This is a genomic window from Leptobacterium flavescens, assembly GCF_010671605.1.
Taxonomy (GTDB): domain Bacteria; phylum Bacteroidota; class Bacteroidia; order Flavobacteriales; family Flavobacteriaceae; genus Leptobacterium; species Leptobacterium flavescens.
The window spans coordinates 330,609-355,914 of the sequence record NZ_JAABOO010000004.1; the positions used below are offsets into that span (position 1 = coordinate 330,609).

Genomic DNA, 25,306 nt, shown 5'->3' on the forward strand with positions numbered 1-25,306 from the left:
AATAAAACGAAACATTTATATATGAGAAAGAAAATCGTAGCGGGAAACTGGAAAATGAATAACGATCTTTCACGTACACAATCGCTCATAAAGGAGCTTAAGGAGAGAGAGAACAGTACCGAAGTTAAGGTAATGATCGCCCCTGCATTTACCAATCTGGAAAGTGCCGGCAAAGAACTGGAGAATAGTTCTATTGAAGTAGTGGCGCAAAACATGCATTTTGCAGAAAACGGCGCATATACGGGAGAAGTATCTGCGGAAATGCTTAAAAGTATCGGGATACAAACCGTTATTTTGGGACATTCCGAGCGCCGGGCATATTTTGGCGAAGATGACGCACTTCTGGCCAAAAAAGTAGATGCCGCCCTGAAAAACGGAATGAAAGTTATTTTTTGCTTTGGTGAAGAGTTGGAAGACAGGAATTCGGGAGATCATTTTATGGTGGTTGAAAGCCAGTTAAAAAATGCCCTTTTTCATTTAGATGCCGATAACTGGAAAAATATTGTCCTTGCGTATGAACCGGTTTGGGCCATAGGAACAGGAGAGACCGCTACTCCGGATCAGGCACAGGAAATGCATTTCTTTATCAGAAAGACCATAGACCAGAGATATGGGGGGCAGGTAGCCGATAATGTATCGGTGCTTTACGGAGGAAGCGTAAAACCCGGAAATGCTAAGGAGATCTTTTCTAAAAGCGATGTTGATGGCGGACTGATAGGAGGAGCTTCTCTGAAGGCAGACGACTTTATGGCCATTGTGCAAGCTTTTAATTAATGGATCTAAGCAAAATAGTTTTAAGGGAAGTTTTGACAGGAGAGGTTGATGCTCTTCGGCAAATAAGCATTGAAACTTTTACAGATCAGTTCGGGCCGGATAATAATCCCGAAGATTTTGATACTTATATTGAGGAAGCTTTTAACCGGGACAGACTGCTGAGGGAGTTAGAAGACCCTGAATGTATTTTCTATTTTGCAGAATGGGAAGGGAACAATATCGCCTACCTCAAACTCAATACAGGAAAGGCGCAGACCGATATAGGAGAAGAAACAGCCATGGAAATTGAGCGCATTTATGTGCGGAAAGAATTTCAGGGACATAAACTAGGGGCCCTTCTTATGGATAAAGCGGTTACGGAAGCTACTCAAAGAGGCTTTGAATACTTATGGCTCGGAGTATGGGAGCACAACCCCAGGGCCATCAGCTTTTATGAACGTAAAGGATTTAAGGCCTTCGGAACACACCCTTATGCTATAGGGAAGGACATTCAGAATGATATTTTAATGAGAATCACCATTTCTAATCTCAAGTAAATGAACAAAATATCAGTTTTAGGAGTTTTATACGATCAGAAATCGTCTTTTTTAAAAGGACCTGCACTGGCACCACCGCTTATCAGGAATTACCTTCATAACGGTGCTTCCAATCTGTATGCCGAAAATGGTATGGATATCGGGAACGCATCTATGATCGTGGATGCAGGCGATTTTTCTACCGAAAATTATGCGGAGATCGAAGCAAAAGCCCTGGAACTGATCTCCGAAGAATCTAAATTGTTTACCCTGGGAGGGGATCATTCCATCTCATATCCTATTATAAAAGCACATCATGCGGTTCATTCCGAAAGCTTTGATATTTTGCATATCGATGCGCATTCAGATCTTTACGATCAATATGAAGGCGATGGTTTTTCTCATGCCTGCCCCTTTGCCAGGGTGATGGAGGGAAAACTTGCAGAAAGGCTTGTACAGGTGGGAATTCGGACTTTAAATCAGCACCAGAAGGAACAGGCAGAGAAATTCGGGGTAGAGATCATACAAATGAAAGAATACGAACTGTCTGCCATTCCCAAATTTGAAAGACCTATCTATCTTTCTCTTGATATGGATGCTATAGATCCGGCCTTTGCACCCGGAGTATCGCATCATGAACCGGGTGGTTTTACATCAAGAGAGGTCATACAGATCATTCAACAGATAGATGTGCCCATTATTGGTGCAGATCTGGTAGAATACAATCCTATTCGGGATATCAACGGAATTACAGGAGCTCTGGCCGCAAAGCTGATGAAGGAGATCCTGTCTAAAATGTTAAGCTAAAAAATCCTATGTCTGCAATATATATTGAGTATAAATTTAAGGTGAAACCACTGAATCCCGGCAGGGAGATCCTGATCGCCGAATTGGGGTATGCCGGATTTGAGAGTTTTGTCGAGACCGAAGATGGAGTTACGGCTTATATTCAGAAAGGAGAATGGAAAACCGATATCCTGGGAGATATAGATCTTCTTAACAATGATCTGTTCGAGATAAGTCATGAATTTTCAGAAATAGAGCAAGTAAACTGGAATGCCGAATGGGAAAAGAGTTTTCAGCCCATAGTGGTAGAGAGCAGATGTAGTGTGAGAGCCCCTTTTCATGAAAAACCCGATACCGAATTCGACATCGTCATAGAGCCCAAAATGAGCTTCGGTACAGGGCATCACGAAACCACCCATATGATGCTGGAGCATATGCTGGATACCGATCTGGAAGGGAAAAAAGTACTCGATATGGGGTGCGGAACCGGTGTTCTTGCCATTTTTGCTGAAATGAAGGGAGCAAAAGCCGTAGACGCTATCGATATTGACAATTGGTGTTATCTCAATTCGCTGGAAAACGTAGAAAGGAATAGCTGTAGCCATATAAATGTTTATGAAGGCGATGCCGGTTTGTTGAAGGGAAAGGAATACGATGTGGTTATTGCCAATATTAACCGCAACATTCTGCTTAATGATCTTCCGGTCTATATAGATTGCCTTAATAAGGGAGGGATATTACTCCTGAGTGGTTTTTACGAAGATGACATTCCACTGATAGATGAAGCCTGCAAAAAGTATGGCCTGGAATTTGCTGAAAAAAAAGAAAAGAATTTTTGGGTTGCAGTAAAATATGTAAATTAGCACTGTAAAAGTTTGTATATGAGCACAGAGGAAAAAAAATCGGAAGATTTATTGCTAGAGGAAGAGGTGATCAAACAAAATGAAATTGTTTTGTTTAATGACGATGTCAATACTTTTGACCATGTCATTGAAACACTTATCTATGCTTGCGACCATACTCCGGAGCAGGCAGAACAATGTTCTATTATTGTTCACTACAAAGGGAAGTGTACGGTAAAAACAGGTCCTTATGAAGACCTGAAACCTCGTTGTTCCAAATTACTGGAAGCAGGTTTAAGCGCCGAGATCGTATAAAATATCTTCCTGTCTTCGCTTTTGATTTATGAAATCGATAAGCAAGGTTGTTTTTTGTTGAAAATAACTATACAAAAACTATACAACGCCTGTCATTTAATCAATTTCTTCACATTTTAAATGAATAAACCATTATATTAGTTGCACAAAAACTATAAACATGGCTATTCTCTCTTTCGTTGGCTTTACCTTATTGGTAGCAGTCATATCTTATTATGCAACCCGCAAGACAGATGAACGTTCCTCAGATGGATATTTTTTAGGTGGCAGAAGCTTAACTGCCGGAGTTATAGCGGGTTCCCTTTTGTTAACCAACCTTTCAACCGAACAGATCGTCGGCCTTAACGGCCAGGCATATACCGAGGGTATTCTTGTAATGGCCTGGGAAACTTTAGCTGCCATTGCCATGGTAGTTACCGCCGTTTTCCTGTTGCCGAGATATCTTAAGGGAGGGATAACAACTGTACCTCAGTTCCTGGAAGACAGGTACGACACCACAACAAAGACCATAACTTCAATTCTGTTTTTATCGGGTTATGTTGTGGTATTTTTACCTATTGTTCTTTACTCAGGCTCCCTGGCAATCGTGACAATGTTCGACGTGCCTGCCTTATTAGGCGTCTCGCATAGTACCGCTATCTGGATCTGTGTCTGGGGGATAGGGATCATCGGATCTATATATGCAATTTTCGGAGGATTAAAAGCCGTGGCGGTTTCGGATACGGTAAATGCAGTGGGATTACTCGTTGGTGGTATCCTGGTGCCTATCTTCGGACTGATGTTTATCGGAGATGGGAGTGTATTTGAAGGGATCTCCACACTGGTGAAAACGAATCCTGAAAAATTTAATTCTATAGGAGATAAAAATGCATCGGTTCCTTTCGGTACCATTTTTACCGGGATGATGCTGGTGCAATTATTCTATTGGGGAACCAATCAGGCTATTATTCAAAGGGCATTGGCCGCCAAGAACCTTAAGGAAGGTCAGAAAGGGCTTATGCTGGCAGCTTTTATTAAGATCCTTGGGCCCCTCATCGTTGTTTTACCCGGAGTGATCGCCTTTCACATTTTCGGGAACAATCTGGAAATTCCGGATCAGGCGTACCCTAAACTGGTTAATAAAGTGCTTCCGCTTTCGCTTGTAGGCTTTTTTGCAGCAGTACTTTTTGGTGCTATCCTGAGTTCCTTTAACAGTGCCCTGAACAGTTCGGTAACACTATTTGGTCTGGACGTTTACAAAGAACATTTTAATAAAGATGCATCCGAAGAGACAGTAGTTAAATACGGAAAGAGATTTGGTATTGTTCTGGCATTTTTGTCCATGCTGATTGCGCCTTTAATTGCGAATGCGCCGGCTGGTTTGTTTGGATATCTGCAGGAAGTGAATGGTTGTTATAGTATACCTATTTTAACGATTATTGTAGTGGGGTATCTCACCAAAAGAGTGCCGGCCATTGCTGCCAAGATCGGGATCATTTCCGGGGTAGTGCTGTATTCGATCAGTCAGTTTGTTTTAAAACCTTTTGTTTTCGGAGAAGAAAATTACCCGCACTTTTTGCACATCATGGCCATTTTATTTGTCCTGAATGTAGCGATCATGCTTCTTATAGGTGCTTTGAAACCGAGAGAAACGGCTTTCGAACTACCTTATACGAAACAGGTGGATATTGTTCCTTTTAAATATGTAAAACAGGTAGGACTGGCTATAGTTATTATAGTTATTTCTATCTATATCTATTTTTCATAATGTATTTTGTGGTATAGGATAAGCTTCATAGTATTTTTTATGGGTTTTCTGGGAATTTCCCAGGAGCTGCCCCCTATTTTGAAGTATCCTCCCGCCGTTTATAACGGAGCTAACCAGAACTGGATGTTAAGCCAGGACGGGGCCAATTTTATCTATGCCGCAAATAATGAGGGTTTACTGGAGTTTAACGGAGCGGAATGGATCGTATATCCTTCTCCCAATGAAACCATAATCAGAACGGTCAGGGTAATAGAAGATCGGATCTATACCGGTTGCTATATGGAGTTCGGCTTCTGGAAGCGCAATCCCCGGGGAGTACTTGAATATTTTTCACTGACCGATAAGATCAGGGACAAACTAATAGAAGATGAGCACTTCTGGAACATTATAGAGTACGACAAATGGGTGCTGTTCCAGTCCTTAAACCAGATATACATATACAATTCCGAAGACGATAGTTTTAGGGTGATCTCTCCCGAAAACGGAGTCCTGAAGATATTTAAAGTTGGGAACGCCATTTACTTTCAGACTTCCGGGGAAGGACTGTACGAAATAGAGAATGGTGTTCCGGAGTTAATGGCCAATACCCCCGAATTTAACGATATAAGAATAGTAAATATTTTTCCTTCGGAGGAAGGTCTGATCATCAGCACCCAGAACAGCGGTTTTTACCATTACATTAATAATACATTGACCAAGTGGGAAACCCCCGTAGATGATATGCTGAAACCCATTAGTGTTTACAGCAGCATTCAGCTCAGGAATAAGGATCTCGTGCTGGGAACTATTTCCAACGGGGTAGTGATCCTCTCCCCCCAGGGAGAATTGAAGTTTCATATAGAACAGACAGACGGAATAAGCAATAATACCGTATTATCTGTTTTTGAGGACAATCATTCCAATATCTGGCTGGGCCTGGATAACGGGATCAACTGCATTAATATGAATTCCATGATCAGGACCTTCAGTGATGACAGAGGTGTTCTGGGAACGGTGTATAGCTCTGTTGTGTATGACGGCAAGCTTTATATGGGAACCAATCAGGGCTTGTTTTTTAAGAAATTTAATTCTTCCGAGCCTTTCCGGTTGGTAGAAGGGATCAATCAGCAGGTATGGTCCTTATTTGTGTATGACGACCGGCTGTTTTGTGGTCATAATTTAGGGACTTTTGTCATACAGGATGACCGTTTGGAACAGATCTCCTTTGTTCCCGGAACCTGGAAGTTTGAAACAGTCCCCGGGAGGACCGATGTTTTACTGCAGGGGAATTTTGTGGGCTTGAGTGTACTGATAAAGGAAGGAGGGCGATGGAAGTTCGGGAACCAGATCGAAGGATTTGACTATTCTGCGAGGTTTTTTGAGTTAAGCCGCGATCTCGATCTGTTTATCAGTCATGAGTACAAGGGCGTTTTTAAAATGAAACTGGACCCTTCTCTCTCCTCGGTTTCAGACCTGGAAAAGATCGAGAATCTGCCAAAAGCCAAGAATGCAGGCCTGGTTACCTATAAAGATGATATTCTGTATGCTTATAAAGAAGGGATCTTCAGAATGGATAAGGAGAAAGGAACCTTTGTCAGGGATTCTCTTTTAAGTTCGCTCTATGATGAAACCAATTATGTTTCCGGAAAGCTTACGGCCGATGATCAGAACCGGTTGTGGATCTTTACAGGAGATAATATCAACTATATCAGTTCGGGAAAACTAACAGATAACAGGATCATTCATCAGATCCCCATAGCACAAAAACTGAGAAAATCTCTTTTGGGATATGAAAATATTGCTGCCCTGGGAGACGATCACTACCTGGTGGGAGCATCCGATGGCTATTTTACGATCGATCTTAAAGGCCCGGATTTCGATTCCTATAGTGTTTATATCAATTCTGTCAGGAACCATAGAACGGATGGCGGACATTTGAGGAATGCCCTGAATACAGACGGGAATTATAAGTTTAATGAAGCAAACCTGGATATTTCCTATTCCGTACCGGTCTTCAATAAATATTTAACCCCGATCTATCAGCATAAACTGGAAGGAATAAATGAAGAATGGAGCGACTGGACCTCAGATCCTTCTGCAAAATTTGAAAACCTGCCTTATGGTGAGTATACTTTCTATGTCAGGGCAAAAGTGGGGAATTCCTTTTCCAGGAATGTAGCATCCTATACTTTTAAGGTAAACAGGCCCTGGTATTTCTCCAATACGGCAATTGTATTGTATATCCTTGGCTTTTTATTGCTGGGGTTTTCTATGCATACACTTTACAGGAGATATTATAAGAAACAACAAAGAAAACTCATCCTGGAAAATGAAAAGCAGTTGGCTATTCAGCAGCTGGAAGCCGACCAGGAGATCATGAAGCTTAAAAACGAGCAATTAAAGCAGGATGTTGAGAGTAAAAGCAGGGAGCTTGCCAGCTCTACCATGAACCTCATCAAAAAGAATGAATTCCTCACTCAGATCAAAGATCAGCTGAAAAAGGAGGAAGATCCGTCCAGAGCCATAAAAAGCGTGGTCTCAACAATCGACAGGAATATCAGTGAGGAAGATAACTGGAACTTTTTTAAGGAAGCCTTTAATAATGCGGATAAGAACTTCCTGAAGAAGGTTAAAAAGCTTCACTCTTCCCTGACACCCAACGATCTGAGATTGTGTGCTTACTTAAGGCTAAACTTGTCTTCCAAGGAAATAGCTCCTTTGCTTAATATTTCGGTCAGAAGTGTGGAAATAAAAAGATACCGCCTGAGGAAAAAAATGGGCCTTCCTCACGAAAAAGGACTTGTTGAGTATATTCTGGAAATATAGCAAACTACATCAAGAGGCGTTTTCACCTTAACATTGCCTCAACATTTATCGTATTTTCTTCTTCTTAAGCATCTTAGAGAAAAATTTTTCCATTTTCCGAAATCGCTGATAAATCCGCATAAAACCTGAGATTTTGTTGAGAAATATTCATGTTTTTAATATTTTTTGTGTGATGTATATTTTTTATAGAGGTCGGTTTTGAGTTTTTAAAAACGCATAAGGCTAATTTTAGAATGTTCTAAACAAACTAATATGAAGTCTTATTTATTTTCAGTCGTTTTTGCATTTTTAACAGTGACTGGGTTCGCTCAGGACCTTACGATAAAAGGTGTTGTAAATGAAGCGGGAAACAGGGCCCCTCTCCCGGGAGTAAATGTTATAGTTAAAAATTCAACTAACGGGACAACCACAGATTTTGACGGAAACTTTACTTTGGCGAACATTCCTCCGGGATCGGTCATCGTATTTTCCTATTTGGGTTTTAAGACTCAGGAGATCACTGTTACCAACGCAGACTTTATTACCGTTTTTCTCGAGGAGGATGCGGCAGCCCTGGATGAGGTAGTGGTAATAGGTTACGGAACCCAGACTAAAAAAGAAGTTACCGGTGCTGTTTCGGTAGTAGGATCGGAAACCATAGAAAGGCTGAACCCCGTACGGGTAGAACAGGCATTACAGGGGCAAGTGGCCGGGGTGAATATTACCTCTCAGTCAGGCTCTCCGGGAAGTGCCTCGACTATAAGTATCAGGGGGATCACGACCAACGGGGATAACAGGCCTCTAATTCTGGTAGACGGGAACGTGATTGAAGACCTGAGTGTGATCAATCCCACAGATATAGAAAGTATTAATGTATTGAAGGATGCCACCGCCGGTATTTACGGAGTAAGAGCAGCTAACGGAGTTATACTTATAACCACCAAGTCCGGAAAAAGAAATACGGAGCTCAGATTTGAACTGGACACTTATACCGGTTTCCAGGAAACCACACGTAAGATCCCGGTGCTTAATGCCACCGAATACGCCTTACTGGTTAACGAAGCTTTTGCAGCCGGAGGTGAAACGCCGCCTTTTACAGATATAGCATCTTTGGGTACGGGAACAGACTGGCAGGATGTGATCTTTCAGGATGCACCTATAACCAATGTAAACTTTAATGCAACCGGCGGGGGAGAACGATCTACCTATTCTGCCGGAGTATCTTACCTCACCCAGGACGGTATTGTAGGCGGAGACGCTGCCAACTTTAACAGGCTCACCGGAAAGATAAATTACAATCTCGATTTCCTTAAAAATTTCAAGCTGTCCACCTCTGCTATTTATACGCAAACCAATAGGAATAACCTTCTGGAAAATACCCTGGGGTCTGTATTGTTTAATGCACTCAATATGGCACCTACTCTAAGCGTACGTGATGCCAATGGCAATTTTACCCTGGCGGAAGGCCTGGGGAATGAGGTGATCAACCCGGTGGCCCAGATCGCCAGTACTTTTAATAATACACAGGTAGACAGAATTAGCGGAACTATCGGTCTGAACTATAAATTCCTGGAAAAGTGGACTGCAGAATCCAGGTTTCAGTTTAACTATTCCGAAGTGGCAGGAGATGTTTTTTCTCCACAGGCCTTTTTTGGTTCCGGGAAAGTATTCAACGTAGAAAGAAGCAGTGTAACCGAATTCAAAAACCTGTTCCGCGATTTTACCTGGGATAGTTTTGTTACCTATACCGATACATTTAAAGAAGATCACAATGTTAAGGTACTGCTGGGGATGTCGGTGTTTAAAACTACGGGGGCGTTTTCAAGCTTTACCGGTTTTGACGTAGGCCCGAATTCGGGTATCGATAATGCTTCCGATGTGGTAAACAATTTTATAAACGGAGGTAACACTTTCGATTCCAGATTGCTGTCTTATTTTACAAGATTGCAGTACGATTATAAAGGAAAATATTTATTCTCTGCTGTGATCAGAAGAGACGGTTCTACAAAATTCGGCCCTGCAAACAGATTTGGATATTTCCCTTCGGCTTCCCTGGGATGGATCATGTCTGATGAATCTTTCCTGGAGAATGTAGATTGGCTCAATTTCCTGAAGTTAAGGGCCAGTTACGGTATTATCGGTAATGACCGTATTCCGGATTTCAGGTTTGTATCCCTCCTCAACGGAGAAGGAGTGTATGTGATAGATGACGAACTCGTTTTCGGAACTGCTATAGGGGCGCTCGCGAATCCCGAGATCAAATGGGAGAGGCAAAAGACCTTTGATATTGGTTTTGATGCCAAGATCGCTAATAACAAAGTAGATATTACCGTAGATTATTTTAAGAAGAGAACAGAAGATCTCCTGGTAGTTTCGCAGGTATCGGGAATTTTGGGAGTAGCAGCTCCCGGTTCTTCACCTCCGGTCATCAATGCGGGGATCGTGGAGAATAAAGGGGTGGAGTTCCAGATCGCGTACCGCGATGAACTTTCAGATAATTTTAATTTCAATATCAGCTATAATTTTACGACGCTGGAGAATGAGGTCCTCTTCGTAAACAGTGATAACGGTTTTATTCCCGGAGGATCTTTCGGGGTAGGACAGGAACCCCCTGCCCGTATGGAAGTGGGGCAACCCATAGGTTATTTCTTCGGATTGAGAACCAACGGGATTTTCCAGAACCAGGCAGAAGTGGATGCACATGCTTCCCAGTTAAATGCTGCTCCCGGCGACCTTCGTTTTGTGGATATTAACGGGGACGGACAGATAAACTCTGACGACCGGACTTACATAGGAGATCCTATTCCCGATGTGACCATGGGATTGAATATCGGCTTTAACTACAAAAATTTCGATTTCAGCAGTTACGCATTCGCATCCATCGGAAATGATATAGTTCGCAATTACGAACGTAACCAGCCGCTAACAAACAGGAGTGTTAATTTCTTAAACCGGTGGACAGGAGAAGGAAGTACGAATTCCTTCCCAAGGGTAACTACCGGAGCTAATTCAAATAGTTTATTCTCAGACTTTTTTGTAGAAGACGGCTCGTATTTAAGGATTCAGAATATACAATTAGGGTATACGCTTAACAACCCTACCTGGATAAATACAATGAGAATTTACCTCTCTGTTAATAATGCCTTCACCTTTACAAAATACAGGGGGTACGATCCTTCGGCTTCTACGGGAGCACCAATCGGTGGAGGAATAGATCAGGGCTTTTACCCTGTTCCGAGAACATACTTACTAGGACTAAACATCAAATTTTAAATAAATGAAGATGAAGACACATAAAATAAAATCAATAGTATATGCTGTAGTACTCCTTCTGTTATGGGCATGCAGTGATGATTTTGTGGAGGTAGCTTCGGAAGATCAGAATTCTGAAGATTTCTTCAACTCGGAAGAAGATTACCAAAATGCCCTCATAGCAGCTTATGATCTTCTGCAATCTACCTATCTCAACGTAATGTTGGGAGAAATTGCATCCGACAATACCCTGGCAGGAGGAGAAAGTGCAACTGATGTACCGGGAATTCAGGAAGTGGACGATATGATCCATACTCCGGTCAATCAACAGTTGAGAGATATATGGAACTGGATGTTCTCGGGAGTCAACAGGGCAAATTATATCCTGGAGTTCCAGGATAAGACCGACTTTCAGGGAAGGAACAATGTTATCGGGCAAACCCGCTTTTTAAGAGCGTACTACTATTTCGAACTGGTAAAATGGTTCGGTGATGTACCGCTGGCCATAGATCAGCGAATCCAGTTCGGAGATCAGTTTTCCATAGACAGGACTCCGGCTTCCGAAGTTTACGCTTTGATTGAAGCCGACCTGGAATTTGCAGTAGCTAATTTACCCGCCGTTCAGGCAGAAACAGGAAGGGTTACCAGGGGAGCCGCTCAGGCCTTACTGGGGAAAGTTCTCCTGTATCAGGATAGATTTACAGAAGCCGCTTCTGTTCTGGATGAGGTTATTGCTTCAGGGCAATACGACCTTGTACAAGATTACACCACCATCTTTGAGCAGGACGGAGAAAATAATATAGAATCAGTCTTCGAGATCCAATATACGGATCAGGAAGGCGCAGGATTTGGTTGTTTACAATGTAGTGAAGGAAATGTGGCCGTTGGGTTCAATGGCATAAGGAATTACAATGGCCCCATTTTCGATTCAGGATTCAGCTTTAATGTTCCTACTCAGGAGGCTTTCGACGAATTTGAGGCCGGAGACCTGAGAAGGGATGTGGCTATCCTGGATATCGATGCTTTTGCAGCACAGAACGGAGCAACCTTTGTAGAAGGCTTTGAGCACACAGGCTACTACAACAGAAAGTATATTCCCCGTCAAGGAGACCTGAATACGGGAGATGCCAATCTTACCAATCCGAATAATTACAGGGCTATCAGATTTGCCGATGTCCTCCTGATGGCTGCTGAAGCACATAACAGGGGAGGTTCGGGAGATGCAACTGCTCAGCAATACCTGAACAGGGTGAGGATGAGAGCCGGACTACCCGATGTAATGCTTACCGGATCAGCCCTGACAGATGCTATTTATCATGAAAGAAGGGTTGAACTTGTTGGAGAAGGACATCATTTCTTCGACCTGGTAAGAACCGGAAGAGCTGCCTCTGAAATAGAAGGCTTTACAACAGGAAAAAATGAATTATTCCCCATCCCGGCAATTGAAATACAATTGGCAGGGAACAGATGGGAACAAAACCCGGGATACTAAGCTAAACTTAAAAGGATTCGGTTGAGCCATAGCAGAAAACCAACACATAGGTTTAATGGCAAATTGAAGATGTATAAAAACAATAAAAAACTGAACAAATGAAATATATCAAGTCACTATTTGTAATGTTCCTGTCAATAGCTGTCTTTAGCGGCTGTGAGGATGAAGAAGTATCATTCATTTTACAGGATGTTTCTGCCCCGACCAACCTGACGGCTGTTTTTGATGTTACTCAGGACGATACCGGAATGGTATCGGTTACACCGTCGGCAGAAGGTGCTTCTTCCTTCGAAATATTTTTCGGGGATGTTGAAAACGAAGAGCCTACCGTAATCTCTCCCGGAGAAACAGCCACACATACCTATGAAGAAGGTAATTATACGGCTCGTATTATTGCCAGGGGATTAACGGGACTTACCAGTGAATTGGTGCAGAGTATTACTATTTCTTTCAGGGCACCTGAAAACCTGATGGTAGATATTACTCAAAACTCACAAAATCCTGCAGAGATAGAATTAATGGCTTCGGCAGATTTTGCAACTGTTTTTGAAGTATTCTTCGGCGATGTGGAAGATGAAGAACCCACTAATGTAATGCCGGGAGAAACTGTAATGCATACCTATGCAGAACCGGGAGATTATACCCTCCGCGTTATTGCCAAAGGAGCAGGAGCCGCAACGGTAGAATTCAGTCAGGTGATTACGGTGCCGGATGCAAATGATCCGGTTGCGCTGCCAATTACCTTCGATTCACCTACGGTTAATTATGCCCTTGGGGTATTTAATGGAGCCAGCTTTGAAGTAATAGCTAATCCGGAGCTGTCCGGATCAAATCCTGATGCTTCCAATGTTGGGGCGATCACCAATTCGGGAGTTAATTTTGAAGGTGGAGCCTATAATCTGGGAACCCCGGTAGATTTCAGCGGAACCAATAAGACCATAAAAATGGATTTCTGGTCAGATGTGGCAGTACCGATATTGTTAAAGTTTGAAGGCGGAGTTAACGGAGAAAGACAAAATGAAGTAGTTGCCAATCATGGCGGAACCGGATGGGAAGAGATCAGTTTTGATTTTGCTACGGATGCAACCAAGAGTTTTATAGACGGAAATCAGGGCGTAGGAGAACCTTTTGTTCCTACGGGACAATATGCAACCCTGGTGATCTTTGTAGATGGCCCCGGAACGACCGCAGGTACTTTCTATATAGATAATGTTGAGCAGGAGGAAGCTGTTGTAGAGATGATCGCTTTACCACTGGATTTCTCGAATGATAATCAGGCTTTCGGAACCTTTAACGGAGCGAGTTTTGCCATTGCAGACGGACCGGTAGATAGTAATAACCGTGCGGGAATGATAACCAACTCGGGGAACCAGTTTGAAGGAATAGCACTCGATCTGACCGAAGCGGTAGATTTTAGTGTCAACAAAATGATAAAGCTGAGGTTTTATACCACAACTCCAAATAATGCGATCTTACTGAAATTTGAGAATGGTACGGCAGATCCGGTAGAGGTTGTTCAGACAGCAACCGCAACGGGCTGGCAGGAACTTACATTCGACTTTTCGAATGCCAATCTCAGTTTCCCGCTTAGCGGACCGATAGATGCCACAGGTGCTTATAATACCATTGTATTATTTGTGGACGGACCTGATTTTACCCCCGGAACTTATTTTATAGATGATGTTGAACAGGTACTTCCTGCGCCGGTATCCTTACCGCTTGATTTTTCCAATGATAATCAGACCTTCGGCACTTTTAACGGAGCGAATTTTGCCATTGCAGACGGGCCGGTAGATAGTAATAACCGTGCGGGAATGATCACGAATACAGGTAATCAGTTTGAAGGGATCGCCCTCGTGTTGGATGATGCGGTAGATTTTAGTACCGATAAGTCAGTACGGGTCAGATTTTATACCACCACACCGAATAATGATGTTTTACTGAAATTCGAGAATGGTACGGCAGATCCGGTAGAGGTTGTTCAAACCGCAACCGCTACAGGTTGGCAGGATCTTATTTTCGATTTTTCGGACGCCAATCTGAGTTTTCCACTTAGCGGACCCATAAATGCGACCGGTGCCTATAATACCATTGTATTGTTTGTAGACGGACCCACGACTACTCCCGGAACTTACTTCATTGATGATATTGAGGTGCAACCTGCATCATTACCTCTGAACTTTTCAAATCCCGATCAGACTTTCGGAACCTTTAACGGTGCAAGTTTCTCCATAGCGGATGATCCTGTAGATGCAACGAACAGGGCCGGAATGATCACAAATTCAGGGAATCAGTTCGAAGGAATTGCACTGGACCTTGTGGATGCAGTAGATTTTAGTACGGACAAGATCATAAGATTAAGATTCTATACCACAACACCGAATAACGCTGTCTTACTGAAGTTTGAAAACGGTACGGCAGATCCGGTAGAAGTAGTACAGACCGCAACCGCAACGGGCTGGCAGGAGCTTACATTCGATTTTTCGAATGCCAATCTCAGCTTCCCGCTTAGCGGACCTATAAATGCAACAGGTGCCTATAATACCATTGTGTTATTTGTGGACGGACCCGATTTCACACCGGGAACTTATTTTATTGACGATATAGTTCAAACGAATTAAAATAAACAGATGAAAAAGATAAAGCATTTCATTGTAGTTTTTATACTATTAACGGTATCAGCTTGTCAGGAAGATGATGCAGATTTTGGAACGGTAACGGTACCTACCAACCTTCGGGCGGAAGCAATAATAGCCGATGACCAATCGGGAAATGTCACGGTCACTCCTACAGCAGATAATGCGTTAAACTTCCATGTATTCTTTCAACAGGGAGGTGATCCTGTTGTTGCTTCACCCGGAGAATCTGTAAGCTTCAGATATACTCAATCGGGCCAGTATTCGGTGGTTGTTACCATTGTGGCTTTTGGTACGGGGGGAGCAGCGAGTTCTATCAATATCACCCTCGACCTGGATGTACGTCTATTTATAGACACTGAAACATTACAGCTTATCGGAGGAGATGGTACCAAAAGATGGGTGTGGAACCAGACAGAGTCCGGACACTTCGGGGTAGGAGATCCCAATGCGGATTTCCCCAATTTCTTTAGTGCGGCACCCGATCAACTGGATCCTTGTTTGTATGATGACGTATTGGTATTCAATTATGATGATAACGACAATTATACCTTCCAGCTGGAAACAGGAAATAACAACGAGACCTTTATCAACTGGGCGGAGGTAAATCGCTTCTTTCCGAACGCGAGTCCGCAACAGTTTGTTGATGAATGTAGAGACATAACAGATCAGATAGCTACCAACACAAGTTTTGTAATAATTCCCGAAGAGGGAGGCAGACGTACACTCGATGTAGAGAACAGTACCCTGTCTTACTGGTCGGGGGCTATGGAGTATGAGATCGTAGAACTTACCGCAGACAGATTAACGGTAAGAGGACTGCAGACCCCATTTCTGGGAGGAGGCCTGCTGGCCTGGTATCATACCTTTATCCCCGAAGGTTCCACTCCCGGAGGAGGTGGAGGCTCCGCTTTTGAGAACCTGGTATGGGAAGATAATTTTGACGTAAACGGTGCTCCCGATACCGCCAATTGGGATTACGACCTGGGAACCGGAGATAACGGCTGGGGGAATGGTGAAGAACAATACTATACCGACAGACCGGATAACGTTATTATTGAAGACGGAATTCTCAAAATAACCGCCAAAAGAGAGAATTTCAATGGAAGTCAGTTTACTTCTTCCAGGATAAAAACGCAGGACAGGTTTGAATTCCAGTACGGAAGGGTAGAAGGAAGGATCAAACTGCCAACAGGAGGAGGAACCTGGCCGGCTTTCTGGATGTTAGGTGCCGATTTCGAGACCAATATCTGGCCCGGTGCGGGAGAAATAGATATTATGGAGCATGTGGGGAATCAGCAAAATACCATATTCGGCTCCACGCACGACCCCAATAATTTTGGAGGAAATGCAAGAACCGGAACCACTACGGTAAGTGATGCATCTACAGAGTTTCATGTATATGCCGTGGAGTGGAACGAAACTGATATACGCTTCTTTGTAGACGATCAACTTTACTTTACAGCTTCAAACAACGGAAGCCTGCCATTTAACAAGGACTTTTTTATAATCCTTAATGTAGCAATGGGAGGGAATTTCGGAGGAGTGATCGATGGAGGATTTACGGAGTCTGTTATGGAGGTAGATTATATCAGGATATATCAATAAGTTCATACATGTGTTTTTCATTTCAGATTGGGAAGGCTGGTAAATGCGAGGCTGGCCTTCTTAAATCTGATACATATTAAAAAAGTCTGCAGGATCAGAATTATTGTATGTAATTTTATGATTTACAGATGATTAAAAGTTTTAAAGGATGAAAAAACTCAAAATATACGGAGGAGTACTTGCTGTGTTAATTCTAACCGCATGTAATCCGAAAACCGGGGATAAACTAGCTAATTCAAATGAGGATGAGCTCAGCAGGAAAGTAGATTCTGTACTTTCCCTGATGACCCTGAAGGAGAAGATCGGACAGATGAATCAGTACAATGGTTTCTGGGATCTGACTGGTCCCGCTCCCAGTGATGGAGAGGCAGCTAAAAAATATGAACACCTGAGAAACGGACTGGTGGGATCTATGCTCAACGTAAGAGGAGTAAAAGAAGTAAAAGCTGTGCAAAAAGTCGCAGTAGAGGAATCCCGTTTAGGGATCCCACTCGTTATTGGTTTTGATGCGATACACGGTTACAAGACCATCAGTCCTATTCCTCTGGCCGAAGCAGCCAGCTGGGACATGGCGGCCATTCAGAGGTCGGCAGAAGTATCCGCTGCAGAAACAGCCGCCAGTGGTATTAACTGGACTTTTGCCCCAATGGTTGATATTTCAAGAGACCCGAGATGGGGAAGAGTCATGGAAGGTGCCGGAGAAGACCCCTATTTGGGAAGTATGGTGGGAGTGGCCCGTGTTAAAGGCTTTCAGGGCGATGACCTGTCGGCTGTACACACCATTGCAGCCTGTGCCAAGCATTTTGCAGGATATGGCTTTTCCGAAGCCGGAAAAGATTACAATACCGTAGATGTTAGTGAGTCCCTGCTTCAGAATGTTATATTCCCGCCTTTTAAAATGGTGAAGGATGCAGGGGTACGCACTTTTATGAATTCCTTTAACGACCTGAACGGTAGTCCGGCAACTGGAAACGCATATCTTCAGCGAACTGTACTGAAGGGAGAATGGGAGTTTGACGGAATGATAGTCTCCGATTGGGGGTCTATTGCAGAAATGATAGCACATGGCTATGCAGAAGATGGGAAACACGCTTCGGAAATGGCAGTAAATGCCGGATCCGATATGGATATGGAGTCCTATCTCTATATAGAACACCTGGAAGAACTGGTGGCAGAAAAAAAGGTAGACGTAAAACTTATTGATGATGCCGTGAGAAGGATATTACGCCTGAAATTCGAATTGGGGTTATTTGATGACCCGTATAAATATTGTGATGAAGAAAGAGAAAAAGAAGTAATAGGAAGCGAGGAGCATAGGGAAGCTGTACTGGATATGGCTAAAAAGTCGATCGTATTACTTAAAAACGAAAATAATTTACTTCCGCTAAAGAAAAGCGGGCAAAAAATAGCTTTAATAGGTCCGCTGGCTGCCGATAATAACAGCCCGTTAGGAAGCTGGAGGATCGCTGCCGACGATCATACGGCGGTTTCCGTTCTGGACGGGATGAAAAAATATGAAGGAAATAACCTTATTCATGAAAAAGGAGCGGAGCTTGTAATAGGAGATCCGGCTTTTGTAATGGAAACAAAGATCAATACCACCGATAAAAGTGGTTTTGAAGCGGCAAAAAATGCAGCGCGTGGAGCAGATGTGGTTGTGATGGTTCTCGGAGAACACGGTTTTCAGAGCGGTGAAGGGCGTAGCAGAGTTAATCTGGATCTGCCCGGAGTGCAGCAGGAATTGTTAAAAGAAATTTATAAGATCAACAAAAATATTGTATTGGTATTAATGAACGGCCGCCCCCTGACTTTAAATTGGGAAGATGAGCATATTCCCGCAATCGTGGAAACCTGGCATTTGGGAACCGAGAGCGGGAATGCAATCGCCCAGGTCCTTTACGGCGATTATAACCCCAGTGGGAAACTCCCGATGACATTTCCCAGGAGTGTGGGGCAGGTTCCGGTTTATTACAATTATAAAAATACCGGGAGGCCTGTTATCCCGGCCCCCAACCTTGTATTCTGGACACATTATATAGATGAACAGAATAGTCCTTTATATCCTTTTGGACATGGATTGAGCTATACGACTTTCGAATACGACAATCTTCAGTTAGATGAGAACTCCTTCTCTTCCGGAGGAAGTATAACAGCTTCTGTAGATGTAACCAACACAGGCGATCTGGATGGAAAGGAAGTCGTACAGTTCTATATACGTGATCTGGTTGCCAGCACTACCAGGCCTGTAAAGGAGTTGAAGGGCTTTGAACTCGTAGAGCTTAAAAAAGGAGAAAAGAAAACGATCCGCTTCGAGATCGATGAGGAAACCATAGAATTCTTTACGGCGAACCGAAAATGGGAAGCCGAGGCGGGAAACTTTAAACTATTTGTCGGAGGGAGCTCTGTTACAACCCTGGAAACCGACTTTAGGTATGAAGATTAAGCTTATGAGAATTTGTGTTCTTTTGTTTCTGTGCTTTTGCTGTCTGGAGCTTTCTGCTCAGGATAAGGAGTGGAAACTGGTTTGGGAAGAAGATTTTAACGGTACCGAACTGGACGAAAGCGTGTGGAACTATGAACTGGGTGATGGTTGCCCCGGGCTATGTGGCTGGGGAAATAACGAAAGCCAGATCTATACAAAAAAGAACCACAGATTACATCAGGGAAAATTAATTATAACCGGCAGAAAGGAAGGCAGTATTTACACATCGACCAGAATCACCACTAAAGCAAAGAAAGAGTTTAAATACGGAAAGATAGAGGTCAGAGCACAATTACCCGTGGGTAAAGGGCTGTGGCCTGCCTTCTGGATGCTGGGATCGAATATAGATGAGGTTAAATGGCCCAATTGCGGCGAAATAGATATCCTGGAATATGTGGGTAAGGAGCCCGGGATGATCTTTACTTCCCTTCATACCAAAGCCAGCCATGGAAATACCCTTAATACAAGGAAGATGAGGATAAAGGGGATAGAGGAGGGCTTTCATACTTATACTGCACAGTGGACCAAAGACAGTATTAGTTTCTATATAGATAATGAACTGGTCTATACTTTCCGGCCGGAGCAGAAGACCAAAGAGACCTGGCCTTTTGACCAGCCTTTTTATCTTATTGTCAATATGGCCATCGGAGGGAATTTCGGAGGGCCGGAGATCGATGATTCTGCGCTTCCTCAAAACTTTATAATAGATTACATAAAAGTCTATCAATAAACTCCATTCTGACTTTTTTTCTGATTTTTTTACTTCATTTTACCGGATGTTAAAGAGTAGAACGGCTACGGTTTTAACGTAGATGCGTATTATAGTATTTTAACAATTTTAAGAAATTTTTAACGTGCATTTCATCGATAAAACTACGCTGTACAACGATTTCAAGCGATTTTTTAGATTATCAAATCATCAAAAATTTTTTTAAAAAAGTAAAAAAACATATGAAAATTGTTAAAATTATTACGAATTCTTAAATATTAAGAAAATTTTAATAATTTTATTCCGAATTAAATAAATCATTAGTATATATAGTAGTTAACTATCAAAATGATTAATTTATTAACACTAACTATCAAATCTTTACAAATGAGAAAACTTAGATTAAGAGTTGTACTTTCTTTATTAGGAGTAGGACTTATTCTCGCTTCATGTAGTAATGAAGAAGACAATGTTGTTCAGGATGAACAACAGGAAATTCCACAGGAAATTATTGATCAACTGTCTTCTTTTGCGATCAACACTAAAAACCTTCAAAGACAATCGTATGAAATTCCCGGTGGGGGAACTTTAGACCGTATTGTTGCTGAAGGCGATATTGCGTTTGATCCTAGTACAATAGCAAGTTTGAGTCTTTATGGAGGAATACAAGAAGAACAATATAGAACATTCAATTTAGTAAGTTCACCAAGAACACTTACTGTTATCGGTTATACCGGTGGCGGAGGTTTTGGCCTTTCCAACAGTATGAGAACAGGCCTTCAATGGGCTATCAATAACTACAACAGGCTTAACCTGGAGCTGAATTTCCAGTTGAGTTTTGCTGCAAGCACTAATGCAGATATTGTAGTTTTCAGACAGAGAAGCCAACCTGGAGCAGGTGGAGTTGCCGGCTTCCCTAGTGGAGGTGACCCGAATAAATTTGTTCAATTGTTCACCGGTTTGGATAACGTAGATCCTAATGTAAACGAGCACGTAGCTGGTCACGAGATCGGACACTCAATAGGTTTCAGACACACTGACTGGTTCAGCCGTCAGAGTTGTGGAGAAACTGGAGAGAGTGCCGGAAGTGTCGGAGCTGTTCATATTCCTGGTACACCAACAGGTTTTGATCCGACTTCTATCATGCTTGCCTGCTTTACCTTTGGTACGGACGGAGAGTTCAATCAGAATGATATAACTGCAATGAACTTCCTGTACTAGTACCGGAATATTTAATTTATTTTTTTCAAATTATAATTACTGTATATACTGAAAAAGCCCCTGACAATGCTGTCAGGGGCTTTTAATATTCTATTTTATTGATAGATCAGGCAGAACAGCTCGATGCTGTTTTGGGAAGGCTTGTCTCTTTCAGAGCTCCATAACCTCCTGCAATATCTATCAGCTTGTCAAAACCTCTTGCTTTCAGAATAGAAGCTGCAATTACCGAGCGGTATCCTCCGGCACAGTGCAGATAATATTCTTTGCTCTTATCGATGCTGTGCATATGATCATTTATAAAATCGAGAGGAAAGGTTTCTGCGGTTTCCAGATGTCCCGCTTCAAATTCTCCCGGCTTTCGCACATCGAGGATATTCAGCTTGTCGTTATAATTCTTTTCAAACTCTGCAGCATCAATAGATACGAGACTATCTGTTTCTTTTCCTGCTTTTTCCCAGGAATCTAGTCCCCCGTCAAGATAGCCAAGGGTATTGTCGTATCCAACTCTGGAAAGACGCGTAAGGGCTTCTTCCGATTTACCTTCGGGAACGATCAACAAGATAGGTTGTTTAAGATCGGTGATCAGAGCTCCTACCCAGGGGGCAAAAGACCCGTTCAGGCCTATAAAGATAGAGTTGGGAATATGCGACTTTATGTATTCGCTCTGAGGACGAACATCAAGTACCAGAGCGCCTTCACTATTGGCCATGGCTTCAAATTCTTCAGCCCCAAGAGGTGTATCCCCCTTACTTAATACATCGTCGAAGGCCTGGTAACCTTCTTTATTCATTAAAGCGTTCTTCGCAAAGTACTGAGGAGGAGGCAGGATCCCGTCAAGAACCTCTTTTACAAATTCCTCTTTAGTCATATCTGCACGAAGCGCATAATTGGTTTTCTTTTGGTTTCCGAGGGTATCTACCGTTTCCTTACTGAGGTTCTTACCACAGGCCGATCCCGCACCATGAGCCGGGTATACAATAATATCATCTGCCAGCGGCATGATCTTGTTTCTCAGAGAATCGAACAACATTCCTGCCAGATCTTCTTTACTGAGATCGGATTTGATTGCCAGATCGGGTCTTCCTACATCACCTAAAAAGAGGGTGTCTCCCGAAAAAATAGCATGTTCCTTCCCGTCTTTATCGATAAGAAGATAGGTGGTCGATTCTAAGGTATGTCCGGGAGTATGCAGGGCCTTGATCCTGATATTCCCTATTTTAAACTCCTCACCGTCTGTGGCGGTGTGAATATCGTAAGAAGTGGATGCACCAGGGCCATAAACTATTTTAGCTCCTGTCTTAGCTGCCAGATCGAGGTGACCCGATACAAAATCGGCGTGAAAATGCGTTTCAAAAACATATTTGATCCTGGCATTTTCCGAAAGTGCTTTATCTATATAAGGTTTGGTTTCTCTTAAAGGGTCTATAATGGCGGCCTCTCCTGCAGATTCAATATAATACGCTCCCTGCGCCAAACACCCTGTATATATTTGTTCTATTTTCATTCTAAAATCAAATTAGGTTTCGAATTAAAGCTCAAAGATACATAACAAGATCTTTATTAATCCTGATAAATATCACAATTTAAGAATTGAGGATCTCTTTGCTGATAATATAAATGGCCATAACAAGGATGAACCATCCGAAGCTTTTTTTAAGGCTCTTGTTGGAAACGAATTTGGAAAGATAGCCTCCCAGCAATATTCCCATAATAGTTATGAAGGTAAAGGGGAGAAGGAATGACCAGTCTACTTTCATCTCCTGAAGATCGCCGGTAAAACCTATAAGCGAATTAATAGCTACGATAATAAGGGAGGTCCCTACTGCTTTTTTCATGGGAAGATTGGTCCAGAGTACCAGGGCCGGTACGTATAGGAAACCACCTCCTGCGCCTATTATTCCCGTAATTGTTCCGATAATGATCCCCTGCATAAATATAAAAGGGTAAGAAGGTTTGGAATGTTCGGTCTTCCCGTTTTCCTTTTTGGGTTTTATCATCGCGGTTGCCGCAAAGAGCATAACAACGGCAAAGAAGAGCATCAGCCCCATATTTTTGGTAAGTGTAAAACCTCCTGTGCTGAAAAGCACATCGGGAATTCCGGGAACCGCATATTTACGCGACAGATAAACAGCCAGGAAGGATGGAAAACTAAAGAAAAGCCCTGTTTTTATATCCACTACTCCCTTTCGGTATTTTTGTATGGCTCCGGCAACGGCCGATGCCCCCACTACAAAAAGAGAATAAGCTGTTGCCACTACCGGGCTGTAGCTGAGAAGATATACCAGAAGAGGTACGGTTAAGATGGAGCCTCCGCCTCCAACAAGTCCCAGAACACCTCCAATAAAAAGGGCTCCGATGTATCCCAGAATATTTTCTATTTCCATACTTAGGAATAAAGTACTCATTTAAAGGCCCCAAAGATACTGTTTAAAAATGACTGATTTAGTGTCCTAACTAACATTAGTTTTATTTGTATTAAGACAAAATAATTATCCTTTTTAGTCCATCTACCAAACAGATTTATAGACTATATGCTCTTTATCCTTTAAAAATGAAGATGAACGATTTTTTGTAAAAAGGCCCCTTTAAAAAGAAGATTCTGTACTTAAGCATCTAATTTCACAGAAGAAAACTCAATATGAGTTTACAGAACTTAACCTTATTATGCCAGGGGTATAAATATTCAGATAGCCCCCGGTCGGGGAGCTGGTTTTTTGTTTTTTAATAGTTGTATTGGTTGGAAGCCTCAAATAAGAAAAGCCCGGATCCGGGCTTTTCCTGTTTATTCAAAAGATATTTTTAAGCTCTTTCCCACAGCTTTGGGAATTTCTCGGGAAAATCTGCTTCATCTACTTCTTCTCCTCTTAACTCAAAATTGATCTTTGCTACAGGTAACATTTCATTCGTCTTTGATTCATAAGTTTTACCAATTGAAATAGATAAAGGATATCTGTCATACTTTCTGTAGTCCAGATCCGCTAAGTTATCCGGATTTGAAAGAATATCGTAAAACTTGGTCCGCCCCTGGCAAATGACCCATTGTTTTAAGGGGATAAATAAATCAGTGGAGTAACCTCCAAATAGGATGGAAGCAGCTGCCAAATGCTCATAAGAATTGAGTTTTTCACTATAATTCATTAATCTATTATCAAGCTCAATTAATTGTTCCGGACTAAAATCTTTGAAGGATTTAATTAGTATTTTTTGCTGGTCCTGGTAAAAACCGTTGGATTTTTCAAGAGAAAAGTCAATGAGTTCCCAAAACTCCTGCTCGTCCATCATGTTTGTATTGGTTCTTTCCTTTTTGGTTTTTGCAAACTTTAATCTCTCTTCTTTTTTCTTCTTTCTAATATTTTGATCTCTGGTTTTGGAATAGACCATTGAGATTACAAAAAGTACTGTAAAGATAATTATACCTGTACCCATTTATTGATAGTAGTTTATGATGATTTTTTACTCCTGGCCCTTACTTTTCTTCTGCTGTATAAACGAAAGGAACTGGCAATTTTTTCATAGGTAGATTTATATCGCTCACGCCTGTCCTGAAGGGTCCAGGCCATAAGCATATACAATTTTTCCTTCCCCTCTATAAAAGTCAGGAAATACGCTATATCATAATCCACTCCGTCCACTCTTCCGTCCATCTCAAATGCCTCGGCATCGAGTCCGTTGATGTTCAAAGATCGGAAATCGGATTCATAGCTGGTCACTATATTCTCATGGATCGAGCTAAGCTGGATATCCCGGTAATTCTCAACAACCGAGAGGGAATCGTTGTATTCTCCCAGATCTTTAAAAGTCGATATCAGATCTTCTTTAGATTCGTCTATGATAACCACATAGGTTTCTTTAAAGATATTCTGATACTGAAGAGAAGCCTCATCATTCAGGTCGGAGGTCTTATCCATATATTTCGGGATCTTGATCTTATACTCGTTATTTATTTCCACTTCCGAAAAGTCCCTGTCCAGCGAAAGATTTTCATCCTTATCTCCGTTCACATTCAGGCAGGACGTCATCGTTAAACATAAGAGAAGGAGAAAAGAGGGTTTGAGTAAAAGTTTCATAATCTGTTTATGGCCGGGTTTAGACTGCCTGGGAATAAAGCTACAAAAATAAAAGCCACAGATAAAAATATTTTGA

Annotated in this window: 18 protein-coding genes; 14 read left to right on the forward strand and 4 right to left on the reverse strand. The window is 42.2% G+C overall.

What is annotated here, in order from left to right:
• Positions 1–21: 21 nt before the first annotated feature.
• The 14 genes from tpiA to GWK08_RS17915 all read left to right on the forward strand — a co-directional run bounded on the left by tpiA (position 22) and on the right by GWK08_RS17915 (position 21,163).
• Positions 22–774, forward strand: coding sequence for a triose-phosphate isomerase (gene tpiA / locus GWK08_RS17850; RefSeq protein ID WP_163608610.1), 753 nt, complete (start codon positions 22–24; stop codon positions 772–774).
• Positions 774–1,310 carry a GNAT family N-acetyltransferase gene (locus GWK08_RS17855; protein ID WP_163608611.1) on the forward strand — a complete coding sequence of 179 codons (537 nt, stop codon included), beginning with the start codon at positions 774–776 and terminating at the stop codon, positions 1,308–1,310. The genes tpiA and GWK08_RS17855 overlap by 1 nt, the downstream gene beginning before the upstream one ends.
• Entirely contained in the window at positions 1,311–2,096 is a 786-nt protein-coding gene (gene speB, locus GWK08_RS17860; RefSeq protein WP_163608612.1) for an agmatinase, read from the forward strand.
• An 8-nt stretch (positions 2,097–2,104) separates the two neighbouring features.
• Positions 2,105–2,938 carry a 50S ribosomal protein L11 methyltransferase gene (prmA, locus tag GWK08_RS17865; protein WP_163608613.1) on the forward strand — a complete coding sequence of 278 codons (834 nt, stop codon included), beginning with the start codon at positions 2,105–2,107 and terminating at the stop codon, positions 2,936–2,938.
• 18 nt (positions 2,939–2,956) lie between these two features.
• Positions 2,957–3,232 (forward strand): ATP-dependent Clp protease adaptor ClpS, encoded by a 276-nt coding sequence (locus GWK08_RS17870; RefSeq protein ID WP_163608614.1) that lies wholly within the window; start codon positions 2,957–2,959, stop codon positions 3,230–3,232.
• A 160-nt stretch (positions 3,233–3,392) separates the two neighbouring features.
• Complete coding sequence (locus GWK08_RS17875; RefSeq protein WP_163608615.1) at positions 3,393–4,979, forward strand: solute:sodium symporter family transporter; 1,587 nt, start codon at positions 3,393–3,395, stop codon at positions 4,977–4,979.
• A 39-nt stretch (positions 4,980–5,018) separates the two neighbouring features.
• Positions 5,019–7,784, forward strand: coding sequence for a helix-turn-helix and ligand-binding sensor domain-containing protein (locus GWK08_RS17880; RefSeq protein ID WP_163608616.1), 2,766 nt, complete (start codon positions 5,019–5,021; stop codon positions 7,782–7,784).
• 252 nt (positions 7,785–8,036) lie between these two features.
• Positions 8,037–11,036, forward strand: coding sequence for a SusC/RagA family TonB-linked outer membrane protein (locus GWK08_RS17885; RefSeq protein WP_163608617.1), 3,000 nt, complete (start codon positions 8,037–8,039; stop codon positions 11,034–11,036).
• A 10-nt stretch (positions 11,037–11,046) separates the two neighbouring features.
• On the forward strand, positions 11,047–12,507 hold the full coding sequence (locus tag GWK08_RS17890) for a RagB/SusD family nutrient uptake outer membrane protein (RefSeq protein WP_163608618.1): 1,461 nt from the start codon (positions 11,047–11,049) through the stop codon (positions 12,505–12,507).
• A gap of 98 nt (positions 12,508–12,605) precedes the next feature.
• A complete protein-coding gene (locus GWK08_RS17895) occupies positions 12,606–15,128 on the forward strand; it encodes a hypothetical protein (RefSeq protein WP_163608619.1) in 2,523 nt (840 codons plus the stop codon).
• A gap of 9 nt (positions 15,129–15,137) precedes the next feature.
• Positions 15,138–16,751, forward strand: coding sequence for a glycoside hydrolase family 16 protein (locus GWK08_RS17900; protein ID WP_163608620.1), 1,614 nt, complete (start codon positions 15,138–15,140; stop codon positions 16,749–16,751).
• 148 nt (positions 16,752–16,899) lie between these two features.
• A complete protein-coding gene (gene bglX / locus GWK08_RS17905; RefSeq protein WP_163608621.1) occupies positions 16,900–19,194 on the forward strand; it encodes a beta-glucosidase BglX in 2,295 nt (764 codons plus the stop codon).
• Positions 19,184–19,963, forward strand: coding sequence for a glycoside hydrolase family 16 protein (locus GWK08_RS17910; protein ID WP_239524951.1), 780 nt, complete (start codon positions 19,184–19,186; stop codon positions 19,961–19,963). The genes bglX and GWK08_RS17910 overlap by 11 nt, the downstream gene beginning before the upstream one ends.
• A 366-nt stretch (positions 19,964–20,329) precedes the next feature.
• Complete coding sequence (locus tag GWK08_RS17915; protein WP_163608622.1) at positions 20,330–21,163, forward strand: M57 family metalloprotease; 834 nt, start codon at positions 20,330–20,332, stop codon at positions 21,161–21,163.
• A 106-nt stretch (positions 21,164–21,269) separates the two neighbouring features.
• On the opposite strand, the gene GWK08_RS17920 is transcribed toward GWK08_RS17915, so the two are convergent.
• The 4 genes from GWK08_RS17920 to GWK08_RS17935 form a co-directional block, all read right to left on the reverse strand.
• Entirely contained in the window at positions 21,270–22,667 is a 1,398-nt protein-coding gene (locus tag GWK08_RS17920) for an MBL fold metallo-hydrolase (protein WP_163608623.1), read from the reverse strand.
• Between the two features lie 79 nt (positions 22,668–22,746).
• Complete coding sequence (locus GWK08_RS17925) at positions 22,747–23,547, reverse strand: sulfite exporter TauE/SafE family protein (protein ID WP_163608794.1); 801 nt, start codon at positions 23,545–23,547, stop codon at positions 22,747–22,749.
• Between the two features lie 415 nt (positions 23,548–23,962).
• Positions 23,963–24,589, reverse strand: a complete 627-nt coding sequence (locus GWK08_RS17930; RefSeq protein WP_163608624.1) for a DUF4240 domain-containing protein — start codon at positions 24,587–24,589, stop codon at positions 23,963–23,965.
• Positions 24,590–24,603: 14 nt separating this feature from the next.
• Positions 24,604–25,230 (reverse strand): hypothetical protein, encoded by a 627-nt coding sequence (locus GWK08_RS17935; protein ID WP_163608625.1) that lies wholly within the window; start codon positions 25,228–25,230, stop codon positions 24,604–24,606.
• Between the last annotated feature and the right edge of the window lie 76 nt (positions 25,231–25,306).

Coding starts and splice junctions, on each gene's coding strand:
- tpiA (WP_163608610.1), top strand. CDS start 22: ATGAGAAAGAAAATCGTAGCGGGAAACTGGAAAATGAATAACGATCTT.
- GWK08_RS17855 (WP_163608611.1), top strand. CDS start 774: ATGGATCTAAGCAAAATAGTTTTAAGGGAAGTTTTGACAGGAGAGGTT.
- speB (WP_163608612.1), top strand. CDS start 1,311: ATGAACAAAATATCAGTTTTAGGAGTTTTATACGATCAGAAATCGTCT.
- prmA (WP_163608613.1), top strand. CDS start 2,105: ATGTCTGCAATATATATTGAGTATAAATTTAAGGTGAAACCACTGAAT.
- GWK08_RS17870 (WP_163608614.1), top strand. CDS start 2,957: ATGAGCACAGAGGAAAAAAAATCGGAAGATTTATTGCTAGAGGAAGAG.
- GWK08_RS17875 (WP_163608615.1), top strand. CDS start 3,393: ATGGCTATTCTCTCTTTCGTTGGCTTTACCTTATTGGTAGCAGTCATA.
- GWK08_RS17880 (WP_163608616.1), top strand. CDS start 5,019: ATGGGTTTTCTGGGAATTTCCCAGGAGCTGCCCCCTATTTTGAAGTAT.
- GWK08_RS17885 (WP_163608617.1), top strand. CDS start 8,037: ATGAAGTCTTATTTATTTTCAGTCGTTTTTGCATTTTTAACAGTGACT.
- GWK08_RS17890 (WP_163608618.1), top strand. CDS start 11,047: ATGAAGACACATAAAATAAAATCAATAGTATATGCTGTAGTACTCCTT.
- GWK08_RS17895 (WP_163608619.1), top strand. CDS start 12,606: ATGAAATATATCAAGTCACTATTTGTAATGTTCCTGTCAATAGCTGTC.
- GWK08_RS17900 (WP_163608620.1), top strand. CDS start 15,138: ATGAAAAAGATAAAGCATTTCATTGTAGTTTTTATACTATTAACGGTA.
- bglX (WP_163608621.1), top strand. CDS start 16,900: ATGAAAAAACTCAAAATATACGGAGGAGTACTTGCTGTGTTAATTCTA.
- GWK08_RS17910 (WP_239524951.1), top strand. CDS start 19,184: ATGAAGATTAAGCTTATGAGAATTTGTGTTCTTTTGTTTCTGTGCTTT.
- GWK08_RS17915 (WP_163608622.1), top strand. CDS start 20,330: ATGAGAAAACTTAGATTAAGAGTTGTACTTTCTTTATTAGGAGTAGGA.
- GWK08_RS17920 (WP_163608623.1), bottom strand. CDS start 22,667: ATGAAAATAGAACAAATATATACAGGGTGTTTGGCGCAGGGAGCGTAT.
- GWK08_RS17925 (WP_163608794.1), bottom strand. CDS start 23,547: ATGGAAATAGAAAATATTCTGGGATACATCGGAGCCCTTTTTATTGGA.
- GWK08_RS17930 (WP_163608624.1), bottom strand. CDS start 24,589: ATGGGTACAGGTATAATTATCTTTACAGTACTTTTTGTAATCTCAATG.
- GWK08_RS17935 (WP_163608625.1), bottom strand. CDS start 25,230: ATGAAACTTTTACTCAAACCCTCTTTTCTCCTTCTCTTATGTTTAACG.